This window comes from Methylobacterium sp. WL19, from assembly GCF_008040005.1.
In the GTDB taxonomy this organism is placed as follows: Bacteria; Pseudomonadota; Alphaproteobacteria; order Rhizobiales; family Beijerinckiaceae; genus Methylobacterium; species Methylobacterium bullatum.
Window position 1 is genome coordinate 14,432 of the sequence record NZ_VRVC01000057.1, and the last position, 15,859, is coordinate 30,290.

Below are 15,859 nucleotides of genomic sequence, written 5' to 3' on the forward strand. Positions count from 1 at the left end.
GTGAGCGCACGCCTCGTCATGAAGATGCAGGTCGCAGCGGCTATGGCGACGACGCCCGACGTGCTGCATCTCACCCTGGTTCATCCGCGACGGCCGGAGCTCCCGTCCTGGACAGCCGGTGCCCACCTTGATCTTCGGCTGCCGGATGGACGCGTGCGCCAGTACTCGCTCTGCGGCGACCCTGCGGATCGCACGCGATACGAGATCGCGATCAAGCGCGAGGAGGCGGGACGCGGGGGTTCGACTTGGGTGCACGGCAACCTCAGCGTTGGCTCGGTCGCCGACGTCTCCGCGCCCCGCAACAACTTCCCCCTCGCACCCGACGGACGGCGCCATATTCTCGTGGCGGGTGGGATCGGCGTGACGCCGCTCCTCGCCATGGCACGCACGCTTGCGGCGGAAGGAGCGGACTTCGCGCTTCATGTCTGTGCGCGCTCCGCCACCCATGCGCCTCTCCTCGCGGACGTCCGCGCGATCTGCGGTGACCGACTGCAGGGCTGGTTCGCCGATGAAGGTCGACGCCTCGATCCGACGCATCTCTGCGACTTCACGGTGGACACGCACGTCTATGCCTGTGGCCCGCGGCGTCTCACCGACGCCGTCCAGTATGCCCTCGACGCTCAGGGCTGGCCGCCGGAGCAGGTCCATGTGGAGCACTTCGCCCCCCTCTCGGACGAAACCTTCAAGCCCGAGCCGTTCGAGGCGCGCATCGCATCCACAGGCACCCTGCTTCACGTGCCTGCAGACCGTTCGCTCCTCGACATCCTGCGCGAGCACGGCGTCTCTCAGCCCGCCTCGTGCGAACTCGGAGTCTGCGGCGCCTGCGAGTGCGGCTACCGCGATGGCACGGTGATCCATCGCGATACCGTGCTCTCGGTCGGGAAACGCAAGAACCGAATGACCCCGTGCGTCTCGCGCGCGGAAGGGAGCGTGATCCTCGATCTCTAAGCGATGGTGGGGAGGCGACTTTCGAACGCGATCAACCGCCTGGACCCAGCATGACCGAGATCGAGACCGATATCTTCCTGGCCGACCTGTATGCATTGGGGGAACGTCTGCTTCCGGGCAGGCGGCCAACTTCCACTTATGGCGCAAACCCGAAGCTCACGAGCTCCCTTCATTGGCGTACCGGGCCATGCACCTAAGGGCTCAGTCTACAGCGCCATCGACAGCATGCGGCGGTCCGCCACACCAAGAATCAACGCGGCGCTTTAAATTTCAGGCGGGCCAACGTGAATCCCCTCTGTCGGCTTTCCCGACCGCAGAGGATACTCGCAATGCCTTCGACATTCGCCCGCGCGGCGACTTCCCGCTGGGTTAAGCCCGCTCGCCGCCGTTTGCGGATATCGGTTTGGCAGCCATCGGGGCTCTACTCACGTCAAGCGCTTCCGCAGTTCTGAGACTCGAAGGTCGCTTACAGGGACGTGGCGACGGCCGCCTCGAACTCCAAGTGCTCGCCCTCGATAGAGATGACGAGAACAGCGCGTATCTGGTGATCGTGGATACTGCGATCCCGAACCAATGCATTGGCAAAATTCGCGGTACCGATAGGAAGCTGGACGCGAGCACTCTTCGTCTCAGGGTGAAGGCGGGCGAGCCCAACGAGGTCTGCGAGATCACGGTTCGCTACAACGGCGATCGCAGCCGCGTGCAGGTGACTTCGGAAAACTGCGACCACTTCCACGGACCGTCCTGTGACTTCGGCGGCACCCTCAAGCGGCGCTGAACGAGTAGCGATGGGGTCAACCCCCATCGACACCATCCGGCCAAGTAGCCCGGCAGCACGCCTCCCACCCCATCAGGAATCTGATCTCCCATGAAGCGGACGATGATCGCGCTCGCCCTTGCCATGCGGTCAGCCGAGGCAGCGCTAGCCAACCCACCCGTCGACGACGTGAACGCGGGGCATTGCCTCGAACTGAAGATCAACGGACAAGCCGCCTCCTGCAACAACGACCTCCGGCTCGTCGACGACGGCAAGACCGGCGTGAAGATGGTCGTCGGGTTCACGACGGCGCAGACGCCCGACATGAAGAACGGCTAGCCGTTGATCATGGCCGTATGCTTGGTTCGCCGCAGGTCCGCTGAGGGTGATTTGCCGCTGACGCGCTTCGATCTTTCGCAACGTTAATCTGCCGTAAAATCCTTAGATAATAAATTAGCGAAATATAGTCCAAAGCTAAAATCTCCACAACATGCTCATCAATAGTATAGACATGTCTAGCATCACCCGCCGGTCTCAGACATCTTTCTCGCGATTTGGGTGGCTGCGCCACGGCTCAAAACGAAATCGTGGCCTTTGGGCTTACGGCCGAGGGCCACGTCGATGATTCTCACGAGATCGTCGTCCGTGCCGCCGGTTCGCAGGAGTGTCCGCAGGTCCGTCGCGTCGTCCTGGCCCAGGCACGTGTGCAACGTGCCCGACGCCGTGATCCGTACCCTGTTGCAATCCGCACAAAAGTTGTGCGTGTGCGGGGTGATGAAACCGATCAGGCCGCCCGTCTCCGCGACACGCGCGTAGCGGGCCGGGCCGCCGCTTCGCATCGGGACGTCGATGAGCGTCCAGCGCTCCTCGATCCGCCGGCGCAAGGCGTCCAGGGGGAGGTACTGATCGAGGCGATCGATGCCGACATCACCGAGCGGCATGGTCTCGATGAGGCTCAGGGTCATGCTTCGGTCGTGGGCGAAGGCGACGAGCTCGTCGATCTCGCCCTCCGTCCCGTCCTTCAATGCGACCGCGTTGAGCTTGACCGCGAGCCCCGCCGCGCGGGCCGCGGCGATCCCCTCCAGCACCTTGGCGAGGGAACCGCCACGGGTCAGCATCCGGAAGCGCTCCGGGTCGAGGGTGTCGAGCGAGACGTTGATCCGGCGCACCCCCGTCCGGGCCAGATCATCGGCGAAGCGGGCGAGTTGCGTTCCGTTCGTCGTGAGGGTCAGTTCGCGCAGCGAGCCGTCCCGGAGCGGCTGCGAGAGTTCCTCGAACAGGCCGAGGATGCCGGGCCGCACCAGCGGCTCCCCCCCGGTGATGCGCAGCTTGTCGATGCCGCGGGCAATGAACAAACGCGCCAACCGAGCCAATTCGTCCAGGCTGAGGATGTCCCGTCGAGAGCGAAAGGTCATGTCCTCCGACATGCAGTAGACGCAGCGCAGGTCGCACCGGTCGGTGACCGAGAGACGCAGATAAGTCACGCGTCGTCCGAAGCTGTCGATGAGCCCGCAGGTCGAGGTCGCCGTCTGTGCTGCCATCTCAAGCCGCCACGCCCGCGACCGCGAGCATCTCTGCGCGCGTCACGAACTTCTCGCGGGGTTTTCCAGCCGCTCGGCCACGGGCGGCTTCGGCGGCTTCGATCCGGCGCCAGGCGGCATAATCGAGGGTGTGCCCGGTCCGCTTCGCGAGGCTGGCCACCAGGGCATCCGCGCTCCCGATCGGAGCCGGCAGAGACGCGAGGTCGGCGAGCAAGGCCGTGGCCGTCTCCACGCCACAGGCGCGATTCGTCCCGATCGTGCCGTGGGGGCCGCGCTTGCTCCAGCCGCAGGTGTAGAGACCGGGCACCGGCACGCCCTCCGCCTGAATCCGCCCACCGAGATTGGCGTGAATGCCCGCCCGCGCATCGTAGGGGACGCCCGGCACCGGCGCGGTCCGGCGCCCGATGCTGGAGATGACGAGGCCGCAATCGAGGTCGATCGTTCTGTCCGAGCCGGGCCGGCGCAGCTGCAGGCTTTGCACGTGGTCCTTGCCTGCCAGGCGGACGGGCTCCAGCCCGAAACGGATCAGACAACGCCGCCGCTTGCCCGTACCGCCCTGTGCGTCGGCGAAACCACGCAGGATCGGAGCGACGGCGCGTGCCTCCACGCCGGCGTCGATCGACGGCTCCGGAATGCCCTCGGGCAGATCATCGGGGTCGAGCCCCGTTTCGCAATCGAGCAGATCGCCGAACTCACCGAGTTCCTTGGGGGAGAAGCGTGCGCGCTCGACTCCGCCGCGCCCGACGATCTGAACCTCCCGGATCCGGCTCTCCGCCAAGGCGTTCAGCGCATGGGCCGCGATATCGGTATGGCGCAACTCGTCAGCGGTCTTGAGGAGGATGCGGGCCACGTCGAGCGCCACGTTGCCGTGTCCGATCACCACCGCCCGCTCCGCCGAGAGATCGAAGCTCAAGTGGGCCGCGTCGGGATGACCGTTGTACCAGCCGATGAACGCGCCCGCTTGATGGCTGCCGGTCAGGTCCTCGCCGGGAATGCCCATTCGCCGGTCCAGGGAGGCGCCGTTCGCCAGGATGACGGCATGATAGCAGGCGCTGAGTTCGGCCACGCTGACATCGGCCCCGACCTCGACCCCGCCGATGAAGCGGAAGCCGGGGAGGCCGGCGATCCGGTCGAACACCGTGGTCACCTGCTTCAACTTCGGGTGGTCCGGCGCGACGCCGAACCTGACCAGCCCGAACGGAGCGGGCAGGCGCTCGAACATGTCCACTGCCACCGGCACGCCGGAGCGCAGGAGCGCCTCGGTCGCGTAGAAGCCGGCAGGACCGCTTCCGACCACTGCGATGCGAACGAGCGCACTCATGAGACCAGCCGCCTTGCCTGCTCGTCGGCGCCGGGCAACGGCGGAATCTTGGCGGCGATCACCGGGGTCTCGGCCGCCCGCAGGCGATTGATCTCGACCCAATCGGACTTGCCCGCCGGCATCTGCCAGGACGGGTGAATCGCGCCGACCGGGCAGATCGGCGCGCACCCGCCGCAATCGATGCAGTTCTCAGGGTCGATGTAGGTCATCTGCTCGTCGAGATGAAAGCATTCGACGGGGCAGACAGTGACGCATTCGGTGTAACGACACCCTCGACACGCATCGGTGACGACATAAGCCATGGACGTCTTACTCACTCTGGCATTGACGGGAGGCTGAGAGGGTCGTCAGGCGGCGGCTACGTCCACGAGCATGTCCGAGAAGGTCGGGGCACGGCCGAGATCGGCGAAGGCCGGGGGCGTCAGGGCGTGGACGGTCGGCCCGCGCTGGTTGGAGCGCTGCCAGAAGCCCGCCGGGGCAACGACCACCCCGCGCATCACGTCGGCCGACAGGGTGGCGAAGGCCTCGAAGGCGCCCCGTTCGTTGAACACGCGGATCGGCGTTCCCGCGCCGATGCCACGGGGCGCGGCATCCTCCGGGTGCAGGAGCACCGCCTGCTGCTCGCCCGCCTGCGCCACCTGAGCCGGAAGGTTGCCGTAGTTCGAGTTCATGAACGCGTGGCTTTTCGGCGAGATCAGGCTGAGGGGGAAGCGCTCGGCCAGCGCCGGCGCGGTGCGGCGGCTCTCGTTCGGTGGCAGATAGTGCGGCAGCGGATCGACCGGCTCACCCGCCTGATCGCCGCCATAGCCCTGGCGGAACAACGGCACTACGAAGTTTCCGCCTTCGGACAGACTCGACTTGAACTCGCACTTGCCGGAGGCGGTCGGGAAGTTGCCATCGCGATGGGGCGCCCAGGAATCGGCCGCGTCCATCGTCAGACGCATGTAGCCCTTCTGTTTCAGCTCATCGAGCGTGATCCCGGCGAGGACCGGGCTCGACCAATCCATCGAGGCTTCGATCATCTCGTCGTCCGACCGGAAGAAGAACGGATCGTCGATCCCGAGCGCCTTGGCGAGTCGGCGGAACAGTTCGGTGTTGGGCACAGCTTCGCCGAGTGGGGCGATGGCCTGGTTGTTGTAGGACAGATACAGGTGCCCCCAGGAGAACATGATGTCCTCCTGCTCGAGCTGGGTCGTGGCAGGCAGCACGATATCGGCGTAGCGCGCGGTGTCGGTGAGGAAATGCTCGCTGACCACCGTGAACAGGTCCTCGCGTGCGAGACCGCGCTCGATCGTCTGCTGCTGCGAGACCATCGCCATCGGGTTTGCGTTGTAGACGAACAGCGCGCGGATCGGCGGATCGAGGGGCATCTCGTCGGTGAGAGCCGGGCCGAGGCGCCAGGAATTGACGACCCGCATCGATTCCGGCTGGAGATCCGGCCGCATCAGGCCGGCCCAATTCACGGGGAAGGCCCAGATCGGCAATTGGAGCAGGCCGCCGCCGACATGCTTCCAGGCGCCGACCAGCGCCGGAAGGCAGGCGATCGCCCGGACGGTCTGGCCGCCGCCCGCATGGCGCTCGACCGCCACGCCGATCCGCACCACGGCCGCTGGCGTCGTGGCGTATTCGCGGGTGAGCTTCAGGATGTCCTCGACCGGGATACCGGTCTCGGCCGAGGCGAATTCCGGCGTGTAGGCTTCACACCGCACGGCGAGCTCGTCGAACCCGATCGTGTGTTTGTCGATGTAATCGCGGTCCGTGAGCCCTTCCTTGATGATGATGTGCATCATCGCCATCGCCAGGGCGCCATCGGTGCCGGGCCGGATCGGGATGTGCCAATCGGCGAGCCGCGCCGTGCGGGTGCGGACGGGATCGATGACGACGAGCTTGGCGCCGTTGCGCTTGGCCTGCTCGATGAACGGCCAGTGGTGCGAGTTGGTGCTGAGCGTGTTGCAGGCCCACAGGATGATGTATTTGGAGTGGACGAAACTCTCGGGGTCCACCCCCGGCGTATGCCCGATCGTCATCATGTAGGCGGTACAGGCCCCCGAATCGCAGAAGGTACGCTCGCAAACGGTGGCGCCGAGCTTGTTGAAGAGGGGATCGCCGACGTTGAGGCCGTTGATGATGCCCTGGGTGCCGAGATAGCTGTAGGGTAGGATCGCCTTGGCGCCGCTCTCGGCGATGATGGCCTTCCAACGGCCCGCGATCTCGTCCAGAGCCTCGTCCCAGGTGATGCGCGCGAACTGGCCGCTTCCCTTTGGACCGACGCGCTTCAGCGGATAGAGCACGCGCTGGTCGCTATAAACCCGGTTCTGGTAATCGTTGACCTTCACGCAGAGGCGCCCCTTGGTGAAGGGATGATCCGGGTTGCCCCGGACAGCGATCGCCTTGCCCTCCTCCACCGTCGTGAGGATCGAGCAGGTATCGGGGCAATCGTGCGGGCATGCGCCGATGACGACTTCGCGAGCCATATCCACTCTCCGGTTGAGTAACTCTGGAACAGGAGGAGAGCGTGCCAATAAACGAGGCCGCGGGCATTATCGGGACCTGCGCCTTCGTATTCCCCGACTGCGGTCCTCAGCCCGGCGGAACGGGTGGTCTTTCCAGACCTCAGGCTCAATGGCGCGGTTTGTGCACCGGTTGGAGCGATTCCAAGCGCTGACGCGAGAGAGGGAGCCATGCTGGGCCATTCGGTCGACAAGTACGTGACAGGCCGGTTGCTCGACACCTCCAACGATTTGCGCTGGTCGACTCTGCACGCCGAACGCTGGAGCCACATGCCCGGCGAGCTCCCGTCCCTCACCCCACGCGACACTGAAATTGCCGTCCAGTTGGGCGGTCGCACCTTCGTCGAACGCGTCGGGGACGGACGGCGTCAAAAGACTCACGGCCATCGCGGCACGATTTGGCTTTGCCCGGCCGGGATCGAGGAAAACTATATCAATATCGCCGATCCGATGGTCGACTGCCTGCATATGTTCATGCCGGCTCACCCATTCGAGCAGACGATGCTGCGGGATCTCGACATAGACCCAGCCCGGTGTGAATTGCGCTACGATGTGATCCCGCAGGATCCTTTCATCGAATACGTTGCCTCTCGCGTCCTCGATGAAATGGAGCACGAAACCGCAGCCGGGCGTCTTCTCATCGAAACACTGGGAATCGCGCTGGCGGCCCATCTCGTGCATCGCTATTCGGCCGCGACCATCCGCATCCCGGAGAGCGGCGACAAGCCCCTCGATCGACGACGCCTGGAACGGGTCGAGAATTACATCACCGCTCACCTCTTCGAGGACTTTGCTGTCGCCGATCTGGCATCGGCCGCCTGCATGAGCGTGGCGCATTTCACCCGCAGTTTCCGCGCGGCGACGGGACGGACCCCATACGAGTATGTGAGTGGCCGCAGGCTCGAACGCGCCAAGCATCAGCTCATGACCGAGGATACACCGATCTCCGAGATCGCAGCGGCGATCGGCTTCTCGTCACAAGCGAATTTTACGCGCGCCTTTCGTAAGGCGATGGGCGTGACCCCAGCCCAGATGCGGGCCTCCGCGCAGAAATAGTCGCTGCGGTTTGCTCCGAAGAGACGTCTCCAGCCTCTGGAAATGGATGTGGTCCGCAAGACGACTGCAGATCAGAGGATCGATTGAGCGCTCTTCTTACTGCCCCGGCCATGACACGGAGCCTGGACGAGTTCCCGTCGGCCGGCCATCCCTTCGGATGGATCGAGACGATCAAATCGTTGCGAACGCCTGTTCCCCCTCGCCCGGCCGGCTTCAGCAGGAATCGAACAACGAAAGATGGTTGCGGATAAAGACCGCAGGCAGAAAATCCGGATGCTGACCCTGAAGAAAACCCCGACATTTGATCTGGGGTCGAGGGGTCTCTCATGAAATCAAGATTTGGCCTGAGCCTGATTTCGGCTGCTCTATCCGCATGCATGAACTTTAGTGTCGAGGCGCTCGAAGCGAATCCCGGCGATTACGAACAGTTCCCCTCCGGGGCGACAATCGGATTGCTGTATTATCAGCATGGCCGTGGAGACGAAGCCTACGCGCGGGGTGCCAAAACGACATCAGATGCGAAGCTCGAGACGAATGTTGGCATCATCCGTCTGTTGCATGTTTATGAAATCGCCCCGGGCGTGACGGTCGACCCGCAATTCCTCCTCCCGGTTGGGGCGATCTCGACCGGCGGCGTGCTGTCACCCCTTGGATCGCCGGGCGGCGTGGGCGATCTCATCATGGCCACCGCCTTCAAGTTCAAACTCAATACCGAATTCAACGATGTCTTCGCCATCACACCTTATCTCATCGCCCCGACGGGGACGTATGACGAGAACAAGGCGCTGAATTTTGGAACCAATCGCTGGCAGGGGGTCATTCAAGCGGCCTACGTCAAGCACTTCAATCCGGTTTGGTCGCTCGACCTGATCGGCGATGTCGCCTTTTACTCGGACAACACACGCTACAACCTCGGCGGCATCGGTCGGCTCTCGCAGGACCCTCAATTCGAATTGCAGGCCTATCTGCGATACAAGATCAATCCTGCCTTGGAAGTCGGCGGCGGCCTCGGCGGCAAGATCGGTGGCAACCAGTCCTTCGAGCAGACGTCACTGCGAAATTCACAGGCGACCCAATATGGCCGTCTCGCGGTCGCCTATTTTCCTGAGCCGACCCTTCAAATCCAGGCGATGATTGGCCAGGACTTCATTGTCGAAAATGGGACAAAGCAGTCGACATTCCTCCAGCTGCGGATTGCAAAGATTTTCCCGTAAAAATTTAGCCATAACAGAACGGCAGACATTCAACTTAGCTATGAAAAATCGTCGCTTCGGCGAAAAAGATTGCTCATGCCGCAGCATCCATCGGCGGCAAGACCGACACAATATCGGCTACGTCGCCGATATTGTCTTTCTGGACGTTGGTTTTTAGCAAATCCATCAAGCGCATATTCTGCCAGGTAGCGTTGATCCGGCGGAAAATATTCGAAAGACGTAAGCGCGCCCCCTGCAGAGCATAGTATTATCCACTAAGCAGCTTTAGGGTCTGGGCGAGCGTGGGCCGGCGCACGCCTTTCGTGCGTGGCCGTCCGATTGTGCCGGGCGGCCGCGGCGGGGCAGGATCGTAGAGGGCCGCGTCGAGCCGCAGGCGGGTGATGGCGGTGACGTGGCTGCGGCGCATCGCGTCGAGGAACCTGAGGGCCGAGAAGCCGCCGTCGCCCACCGGCACGAGGTCGCGCCCCGGCACCCAGCGGCGCGCCTGCAGGGCGAGTTGGCGACCGACCTCGAGCAGGGGCTTGTGCCGACGACCCTGCTGGCGGCAGGCACGCTCGGATGGCACCAGCGCGGTCAGGCCGAGGCCGAGGGCCTCGATGGCGGATCGACGGCCGGCGGCGATGTGGTTCGGGACGGCCGCGAACTCGACGCCGATCGTCTCGGCCTCCTCGTGGACCACGCGGTAACCGTACAGGATCCGGTCGGGGCGTCACGGCGTCAGGCGTTCCAGGCGGTGCGCCAGGATCGGGCCGAGATAGAGGCGCGCCGTGGCCGGAAGCTCGAGGCTGCGCCGCAGTACCGCCTCGGGCGGAAAGTAACGCTCAACTGCGGACCAGGACTCGGCGAGGAGGTCGGCGCGCGCGGCCGTGGAAGCCGCTGCCGCCGCAGGTGGGGCACCCCACCGCGCGGTGATAGTCGGTCCCTTCCGGCGCGGTCAGGCCGCGGGCGCGGCACAGGTCGCGCACCTCGGCGGTGCGCTCGGGAGCCGGCCGGCGGCACCGCTCGCACAGGCACCGGACGAGGACGCCGCGCAGGCTCGCGGCGATGAGGTAGGGCTCGACGCCCATATCGGCGAGGCGGACCACCGCGTCGGTGGCCGGGTTGGTGCGACTCAAAACCGGCAAGGTTCTCGCAACAAGGCAAGCAAACCTGCAGGCCACCATTCAGTCTTGCGGGTATATAATTTTGATAACCTAGAATTTTTCTCAAGTCTGCACAGCATTAAATCGAGGGCATTCACAATACCACATTGTGAATGCCCTCGATTTTGTCCTCAGTTAAGAAATATCTGACGACCTACTTTTTAAGCGGCCCGAACTTCCAAGGGGGAGCACTTGCCAGGAGAGAGAGCGAGACGTCAGCACCGGTCGGAAGCTCGTTGAATGTCGCCTCGGGGATGCTGATCGTCATCGTCTTGCCGTCAGGCCCGATCGTGCCGCCGGGGATGGTCTTGTTACCCACCTTGAACCGGGGAAAGGCGTTGGTAAAAGGAAATGGCCGCTTCGAAGTGACCACGATGTCGACCATCGGTGCACTGCGCGATGCCCCTGCGGAGGTCGCCCGAGCGGAAGAGGGCTTGCGCACGATCGTCATGGTGTTGGCGTCGGCCGCGGGATCGTGCGGAGGCATGGAGATCGCCTGAACTTTGGCGGCGGCCATCCAAGCCGTAGGGCTCTTTGCCGAGCTCTGGGCAATGGCCTGTGCAGGCGCCGGATCGGATTTCAACAGCATCACGTCGCCAATATCCACGGTACCGATCTTTTGGTCATGGAAGGTAAAGCGTAGCGCCGTGATCTGACTCAGGTCTACCCCACTCAGAGCCGACAGCGGAACCTGGACGGTGTACAGAATCGGGTGAAGAGTATCCGACATTCCGACCGGCCGGCTGATGCGCACGTCCCGGCTGGTGAGATATGTCCTCGAGGCCTGGCCGTTGCCGTCGAGAAGCCGCACGCCGTAAGCAAACTCTCCGTCGGCCGAAGCGGGGAAGTCGCAGATCTCGCCGAAGCAGCGCAACGTGGTGCGGAACGAGAGGGTCTTGAACGCCGACATGTCCTTGGCTGGGCTGAAATTCACCTGAAACATCTTACTCAGATTGGAATTTGCGGTCCACGACACGGTCGCGACCCGGGCTTCCGGCTCGTGCTCGAACCACCACTCGGTACTGCCAGGACGCTGGTGCACCACCTCAACACCTCTGGACGTGGTGGGGATGCCGGTGTCGCTCTTGCCGGTCTGCTGTGAGAACGTCTCGAGTTTCTGCACAGCGTCGCCCACCGGTGCCGGCAGGTAACCTCGATCGACATTGGTAATGTCGAGGAGGGGCGACGGCAGTGAGTTGGCCGGGTCGAACTGCGCTGCCAGCGACGGGTCCGCCTTGGCGCCGACCGTGGCGCGGAAGAAGGGGATCAAGGTCTGAACAGCCGTCAGTTGCTGCGGCTTGGAGCGACCGGCCGGCTGAAAGAGGGCGTCGGTGCCGGAACAGCCCGGTGAATCCGACGTCTGCCATTCGGTGTTGTAGGCGTTATGGTTGGCGCCCCAAACATAGACGGTGCCGTGGAACGTCTTCGACGCGTCCGGCTTCCTGCTCAGGAAGGTGCGGTCGAAGACCTTCAAGCCCTGGAGGTTCAGAACGTCACCGTCACAGGCGGGCAGCAGGATCATGCTGTTGACCCCGTCTGCGTCGAGGACACGGTCAGTCTGACCATCGACAGGGCCGATCTCGAAGACCGACTTGATCGATAGGCCACGGATCAGAGCCGGGTAGGGACTGGCCGCGTCGCGAAACTGCTGGATCGCCGCGCGGGCCCCCTCGCCACCGCGGCTGTGCCCCATCAGGCCGACCTGCGACAGATCCATCGTTCCGAGCGGCTTGAACTTGAGCGTCTCCGGCACCGGGATCTTGCCGACCCCACTGTTCCAGTCGGACAAGAGCGCCAGATGACGCAAGATGAGCCGGCCGCGCATCAAGTTGAGTCCCCAATCCCCCTCGTCACCAATACCAGCAGTGATGCCGCGGTTCGCGTTGATGGAGACGACGATGTACCCCCACGAGGCGAGTTGCTTGGCCAGGTACTCGTAGCCAAGATGGTTCGGCACCACGACCTCGCCCGCCCCGCACTTGCCCGTATCCGTATAGGTAGCCCCGGAATCGACACGGACCTGGAGTTCCTTGTCGAATTTGCCGCAAGTGCCGTGGTTGCCGTGGAGAAATACCGCGACCGGGAGCGGTCCACCGGACAATTTCGTGGGCCTGTAGACCTCGGCCCAGAGATCGACCTTGCGGTCGGTGGCGACGAGCGGCTCGTCCCGACCGGCGAAACGGTACGACCCCGTAGTGACCGCGAAAGGACCGTCCTCAGCCTGGACGACCGTTGGAAGCGCGGTGCATACCGACGCAAGTGTAAAGACTGCGCATCGCAGCAAGGACTTCAACGACACAGGCTGGTCTCCAAACAACGAGAAAACTACATAGACGAAGAGCGGGACAGGCGGCGTTTATGCTTTATTTTTGAATGTTATAATTTGAGCATTTGAGCAGGTTTCTGCCGATGGCCCGTGTCGGTGGCCGCCGCGGCTGGCAGCGTTGCGGAAAGACTGCTTCGAAGCGCCGGCCAATATCTTGGATTGTCTGTTTCATGTGCGGATCTGATCTTCTTCAGACCCTGGCTGTTCTAGCCTTTCCACTGTCTCAAGCGTTCCTGCCGCCCGATTTATGGATAAAAAGGCTAAACACAAAAGTCTATAAAAGACACATTCGCGGTTAAATGATGTCCACACGGCCTATTGTTCGAACAAATGACTGGTTAATAATTTTTAGTTCGATTATTTTGCATAATTTCAAATTATACTGCAATAAACAGCAAGACTCATTATTTGACGAATTTGATTAATTTGTGATGTGCTGCGAGCGCATTCGAAAGTTTCGATCCGCTCCTGTTTTACAAAACAGGTTGGAGCGGGGCTCTTCTCGAAGATGTTGCCTGGTCCGAGCGCAGGAGTATGGGCCTGCGGGAGACGCCAGGTCTTCTTAAAGACGGGAATGGAGGCGGCATAAAACGGGTCAGAGCCACAAGGTCGGTCGGGGAGACGCTCTCTATCGCTGGACAACGGTGAACTCTACTATCGCGAGGCCGGCCTGCCGAAACGGAGCGGTCGCGTCCCGCCGCGCGGCATGCTCACCGGCCCCAAGTCAGAACTCGAAGGCCGGCGGGGATCTCACGGGTTTGGAGTTGGCTGTCGCAACTCGACCCTGCCCGGCAATCGCGGATGACCACCCCTCCGCAACACGGCCGACTGCAGCGAGGTTCGGCGCTTCCCGAAGGCGGAGCGGAACCGCGTTGTCCGCACGGGACCGGACACAAACCGGACAGATCCGCCTGCGCCGGGCTCAATCGTCCGGGTGCGGCCCGAGACTGGCCGAAGCGTCCCATGGCGAAGCTTCGATGCGCAGGTGATTCTTCGAAACGAGCCGGCCATCGAGCCGGGAGCCCGGAGATCAGACCCATGCTGCCCTCACTCGTCACCACGCGGTTCCGCCTGCCGGAAGGCGCCGGAATAGCCCGGCCCGTCTCGCCGCTCTTTCTGGCGCTTCTCGCGCTGCTCATCTCGATCTGCTCGGCCAGTGCCCTGCCGGCACCGTCGAGCGGCAGCCTGGTTCTGCGTGGGCCGGGTGCCGCCTCGCCGGTCGAGGCGCCGCGTCTCAGCACCGATTTCAGCGTCACCGTCAGCGGCCCGACCGCCCGCACGGTGGTGACACAGGCCTTCCGCAACACCACCGGGTCCTGGGTGGAAGGCACCTACCTCTACCCGCTGCCGGAAGATTCGGCGGTCGATACGATGAAGCTCGTGATCGGCGACAAGGTGATCGTCGCCGAGATCCGCGAACGCGCGGCGGCCAAGCGCATCTATGAGGCGGCCAAGGCGGCCGGACAGAGCGCGGCCCTGACCGAGCAGGAGCGGCCGAACGTCTTCACCAACTCCGTCGCCAATATCGGACCGGGCGAGACCGTGCTGGTGCAGATCGAGTACCAGCAGACGGTGGCCATATCCGGGGGCACCCGCTCCCTGCGCCTGCCCCTGGTGGTGGCTCCTCGCTACAACCCGGCCCCGCCCGCAGTGGATCTCGTCTCGGCGCGCGATGAGACCGGTTCCGACCCGGTGCCCGATCGCGATCGGATCACCGCGCCCGTTCTCGACCCCTCCCTGGCCGCCCCGGTCAATCCCGTCGGTATCACGGTGCGGCTCCAGGCCGGCTTTCCGCTCGGCACGCTGAGAAGCGCCACCCACCCGCTCCATGTCGACGAGACCGGCCCGGATTCCCGGCGCGTGACCCTGGCCGACGGCGTCGTCCCCGCCGACCGCGATTTCGAACTCACCTGGGAACCCGTGCCGAGCATGGAGCCGCGCCTCGGATTGTTCCGGGAGACGGTGGCCGGGCGCACCTACCTCCTGGCCACCGTCACCCCGCCGGACGCGAACGCGGTGCAGCGCCAGCCCCGTGACGTGGTCTTCGTCATCGACAATTCGGGCTCGATGTCCGGCGCATCGATGCGGCAGGCGAAGGCCGGGCTGCTCGCCGGCCTCGCCCGGCTCACGCCGAGCGATCGGTTCACCGTCATCCGCTTCGACGACAGCATGAGCCAGCTGTTTCCGGAGCCGGTCCCGGCGAATCCCGAGAATCTGCGGGCGGCCGAGAGCTTCGTCGCCGGACTGGAAGCGAGCGGCGGCACCGAGATGCTCGCCCCGCTCCGTGCGGCCCTCGCCGACAACCATCCGGAGGATCGGAGCCGCGTCCGCCAGATCGTCTTCCTCACGGATGGCGCCATCGGCGACGAGAACCGGATCTTCGCCGCGATCCATGACGGGCTCGGCCGGAGTCGGCTGTTCATGGTCGGTATCGGCTCGGCTCCGAACGGGCACCTGATGCGTCACGCCGCCGAGATCGGCCGGGGCAGCTACACCGCGATCCACACCGTCGATCAGGTCGCCGAGCGCACCCGCAGCCTCTATGCCAAGCTGGAGAACCCCGCCGTCACCGACCTTGCCGCGACGCTGTCGAATGGCGGTGACATCACCCCGAATCCGCTGCCCGACCTCTACCGTGGTGAGCCGGTGGTGCTCGCCGCCGAGATCGCCGACCCGACGGGCACGCTGACTCTGACGGGCCGCATCGGCGAAGCGCCGTGGCGGACCAGCGTGTCCCTGGCCGACGCGGCCGAGGGGACGGGCATCTCGAAGGTCTGGGCACGCTCCAAGATCGCCGAGGCCGAAACCGCCCGCGTCACCGGGCGCGTGATGCCGAACCAGGCCGATGCCACGATCCTGCAGCTCGCCCTGGCGCACAAGCTGATGACCCGTCTGACGAGCCTCGTCGCGGTCGACGCGACCCCGCGCCGGCCGACCGGTGCTCCCCTCGTGGCGACCGAACTGCCCCTGAACCTGCCGGCGGGCTGGGACTTCGCGAAAGTCTTCGGTGAGCGCGCCGCGCAGCCGCCGCGGGAGCGCCGCGC

General features: G+C 64.2%; 13 protein-coding genes. 6 read left to right on the top strand and 7 right to left on the bottom strand.

All coding sequences use genetic code 11. The features are described 5' to 3' along the window. From FV220_RS12935 to FV220_RS12945, 3 genes are all read left to right on the top strand, one after another. The gene (locus FV220_RS12935; protein WP_147831826.1) at nt 1-948 is read left to right on the top strand and encodes a PDR/VanB family oxidoreductase; all 948 of its coding nucleotides are present in this window, start codon (nt 1-3) and stop codon (nt 946-948) included. Nucleotides 949-1,450: 502 nt separating this feature from the next. Beyond that, nucleotides 1,451-1,726, top strand: a complete 276-nt coding sequence (locus FV220_RS12940) for a hypothetical protein (protein ID WP_147831828.1) — start codon at nt 1,451-1,453, stop codon at nt 1,724-1,726. Between the two features lie 90 nt (nt 1,727-1,816). Beyond that, nucleotides 1,817-2,044 carry a hypothetical protein gene (locus FV220_RS12945; RefSeq protein ID WP_056141900.1) on the top strand — a complete coding sequence of 76 codons (228 nt, stop codon included), beginning with the start codon at nt 1,817-1,819 and terminating at the stop codon, nt 2,042-2,044. A gap of 182 nt (nt 2,045-2,226) precedes the next feature. On the opposite strand, the gene moaA is transcribed toward FV220_RS12945, so the two are convergent. From moaA to FV220_RS12965, 4 genes are read right to left on the bottom strand one after another with little or no spacing between them, the layout of a single operon-like run. Further along, on the bottom strand, nt 2,227-3,246 hold the full coding sequence (moaA, locus tag FV220_RS12950; protein ID WP_147831830.1) for a GTP 3',8-cyclase MoaA: 1,020 nt from the start codon (nt 3,244-3,246) through the stop codon (nt 2,227-2,229). A 1-nt stretch (nt 3,247) separates the two neighbouring features. After that, the gene (locus FV220_RS12955) at nt 3,248-4,567 is read right to left on the bottom strand and encodes an FAD-dependent oxidoreductase (protein WP_147831832.1); all 1,320 of its coding nucleotides are present in this window, start codon (nt 4,565-4,567) and stop codon (nt 3,248-3,250) included. Continuing rightward, on the bottom strand, nt 4,564-4,869 hold the full coding sequence (locus FV220_RS12960; RefSeq protein ID WP_147831847.1) for a ferredoxin family protein: 306 nt from the start codon (nt 4,867-4,869) through the stop codon (nt 4,564-4,566). Before FV220_RS12960 ends, FV220_RS12955 begins: the two co-directional genes overlap by 4 nt. 45 nt (nt 4,870-4,914) lie before the next feature. Beyond that, entirely contained in the window at nt 4,915-7,041 is a 2,127-nt protein-coding gene (locus FV220_RS12965) for a molybdopterin-dependent oxidoreductase (protein WP_147831834.1), read from the bottom strand. Between the two features lie 207 nt (nt 7,042-7,248). Between FV220_RS12965 and FV220_RS12970 the strand changes: the two genes are divergently transcribed. Both FV220_RS12970 and FV220_RS12975 read left to right on the top strand, forming a co-directional pair. Next, entirely contained in the window at nt 7,249-8,133 is an 885-nt protein-coding gene (locus FV220_RS12970) for an AraC family transcriptional regulator (RefSeq protein ID WP_147831836.1), read from the top strand. A 326-nt stretch (nt 8,134-8,459) separates the two neighbouring features. Beyond that, nucleotides 8,460-9,347 (top strand): transporter, encoded by an 888-nt coding sequence (locus FV220_RS12975; RefSeq protein WP_147831837.1) that lies wholly within the window; start codon nt 8,460-8,462, stop codon nt 9,345-9,347. A gap of 247 nt (nt 9,348-9,594) precedes the next feature. Here the strand turns inward: FV220_RS12975 and FV220_RS12980 are convergent, their stop codons facing one another. The 3 genes from FV220_RS12980 to FV220_RS12990 form a co-directional block, all read right to left on the bottom strand. Continuing rightward, nucleotides 9,595-10,026 carry a transposase gene (locus FV220_RS12980; protein ID WP_238254156.1) on the bottom strand — a complete coding sequence of 144 codons (432 nt, stop codon included), beginning with the start codon at nt 10,024-10,026 and terminating at the stop codon, nt 9,595-9,597. A 142-nt stretch (nt 10,027-10,168) separates the two neighbouring features. Then, nucleotides 10,169-10,471, bottom strand: coding sequence for a hypothetical protein (locus FV220_RS12985; RefSeq protein ID WP_147831839.1), 303 nt, complete (start codon nt 10,469-10,471; stop codon nt 10,169-10,171). Between the two features lie 172 nt (nt 10,472-10,643). After that, the gene (locus tag FV220_RS12990; protein ID WP_210245948.1) at nt 10,644-12,788 is read right to left on the bottom strand and encodes a hypothetical protein; all 2,145 of its coding nucleotides are present in this window, start codon (nt 12,786-12,788) and stop codon (nt 10,644-10,646) included. A 1,065-nt stretch (nt 12,789-13,853) separates the two neighbouring features. On the opposite strand from FV220_RS12990, the gene FV220_RS12995 reads away from it, so the two are divergent. After that, nucleotides 13,854-15,859 (top strand): marine proteobacterial sortase target protein (locus FV220_RS12995; RefSeq protein WP_147831843.1); only part of this gene is annotated, 2,006 nt, incomplete at its 3' end.

Coding starts and splice junctions, on each gene's coding strand:
- FV220_RS12945 (WP_056141900.1), top strand. CDS start 1,817: ATGAAGCGGACGATGATCGCGCTCGCCCTTGCCATGCGGTCAGCCGAG.
- moaA (WP_147831830.1), bottom strand. CDS start 3,246: ATGGCAGCACAGACGGCGACCTCGACCTGCGGGCTCATCGACAGCTTC.
- FV220_RS12955 (WP_147831832.1), bottom strand. CDS start 4,567: ATGAGTGCGCTCGTTCGCATCGCAGTGGTCGGAAGCGGTCCTGCCGGC.
- FV220_RS12960 (WP_147831847.1), bottom strand. CDS start 4,869: ATGGCTTATGTCGTCACCGATGCGTGTCGAGGGTGTCGTTACACCGAA.
- FV220_RS12965 (WP_147831834.1), bottom strand. CDS start 7,041: ATGGCTCGCGAAGTCGTCATCGGCGCATGCCCGCACGATTGCCCCGAT.
- FV220_RS12970 (WP_147831836.1), top strand. CDS start 7,249: ATGCTGGGCCATTCGGTCGACAAGTACGTGACAGGCCGGTTGCTCGAC.
- FV220_RS12975 (WP_147831837.1), top strand. CDS start 8,460: ATGAAATCAAGATTTGGCCTGAGCCTGATTTCGGCTGCTCTATCCGCA.